The organism is Actinacidiphila sp. bgisy167, assembly GCF_965342175.1.
Taxonomy (GTDB): domain Bacteria; phylum Actinomycetota; class Actinomycetes; order Streptomycetales; family Streptomycetaceae; genus Actinacidiphila.
The window spans coordinates 1-1,729 of sequence record NZ_CBDRBL010000191.1; the positions used below are offsets into that span (position 1 = coordinate 1).

Here is a 1,729-nt window from a genome sequence, read left to right on the forward strand (position 1 = left end):
TCCCGAGGAGTGGCGGGTCACCGCCACCGCCACCCCCTTCACCGGGAAGAAGACCAGCGTCCGCACCGATGACGTCGTCATGCCCGACGGCAGCGTCGCCCGGCGCGACTACCAGGTTCACCCGGGCTCGGTGGCCGTGCTCGCCCTCGACGACCAGGACCGCGTCCTGGTCCTCAAGCAGTACCGCCACCCCGTGCGGATGAAGCTGTGGGAGATCCCCGCCGGGCTCCTCGACGTGCCGGGTGAGAACCCGCTGCACGCCGCCCAGCGCGAGCTGTACGAGGAGGCGCACGTCAAGGCCGAGGAGTGGCGGGTGCTCACGGACGTGTACACCACGCCCGGCGGCTGCGACGAGGCCGTGCGCATCTTCCTGGCCCGAGGCCTGTCCGAGGTGGAGGGCGAGCGCTTCGCGGTGTCGGAGGAAGAGGCCGACATGGAGTTCGCCCGGGTCCCGGTGGACGAGCTGGTCCGCGGTGTCCTGGCGGGGGACGTGCACAACAACTGCCTGGTGGTCGGCGTGCTGTCGCTGCAGGCCGCCCGGGCGGGGGACGGCCTGGAGTCGCTGCGCCCGGCCGAGGCGGAGTGGCCCGCGCGGCCCTTCTCCGCCTGACCGTTCGGTCTGACCATCCGATCGTCCGAGAGGGTGATCATTGGCTGGATCCGCCGCGTCGTGTACGGGGGTTGGACCCTCGCCGTGAACTAGGCTCTTGCCGTTCGTAGGAGAACGGGAGTGGGCCCGTGGCGGATCACGTGCTGGACGCCGACGCATCGGCGGCGGCCTCTGACGACGGCCCGTGGGAGCCTGCGTCGCGGGCTCCGGCACACGGCACGCTGCCCCCCGGCCTTCCGGGGTTCGTCGGCCGCCGCCGCGAGCTCGAGGAACTGCGCGCCGACATCGACCGGCCGGGCCTGGCCGCGCTGCGCGGCCAGACGCCCGACGGCAGCCGGGTGCTCCTCGTGGCCGGCCGGCCGGGCTCGGGACGCACCGCGCTGGCCGTGCGGCTTGCCCACGAGGTGGCCGACCGCTACCCCGGCGGCCAGTTCTACCTGCGGCTCAGCGAGAACGACGGCCGTCCGGTGCCGCCCGAGCAGTCCGCCCGTGCCCTGCTGCGCGCGATGGACGTCGAGGCCGAGCCGGCCGCGGAGTACGGGGAACTGCTCGCCGCGCTGCGCACCGCGTTGGACGGACGCAAGGCCGTCCTCGTCCTGGACGACGTCGTCGAGCCCCGGCAGTTGCTGGACCTGATGCCCAAGGGTTCGGGGAATTTGCTGGTCGCCACGGCCGAGGGACCGCTGCCGGGCGTCCACGACGTACGTCCGTGCACCCTCGGCGGCCTCGACCCGGCGGCGTGCGTCGAGCTGCTGGCCGAGGCCGTCGGGCGGGTGCGGATCACCAACGACCCGCGGGCCGCGGAGGGCCTGGCCCAGGAGTGCGGCCGCCACCCCGCCGCCCTGCGGCTCGTCGCCGCGTGGCTCGCCGTCCAGCCGGGCACCTCCGTCGCCGAGGCCACCCGCAGGTTGCGCGCCGCCTCTAGCGAGCCGCCGGCGGCTGGGACCGCCGCGGCGTCCGAAGGCGAGGCCGTCCGCGGGAACGGCACGCTCCACCCCGACGTCGGGCACCGCACGGGCAGCGGCCCGATCCCCGAGGCGCTGCGCGGACTGGCCGCCGCGGAGGGGCAGGCACGGGTGCTGCGCCGGGGGGGGGGAGGGGAGGGCGGGAAGAGGGGGG

General features: G+C 75.2%; 2 protein-coding genes. Both read left to right on the forward strand.

Going from position 1 to position 1,729, the window contains the following annotated elements; genetic code table 11:
• The coding region (locus tag ACRWND_RS30670) for an NUDIX domain-containing protein (protein ID WP_431955217.1) at nt 1–610 on the forward strand (610 nt) is incomplete at its 5' end.
• Between the two features lie 128 nt (nt 611–738).
• Nucleotides 739–1,729 (forward strand): NB-ARC domain-containing protein (locus tag ACRWND_RS30675; RefSeq protein WP_431955218.1); only part of this gene is annotated, 991 nt, incomplete at its 3' end.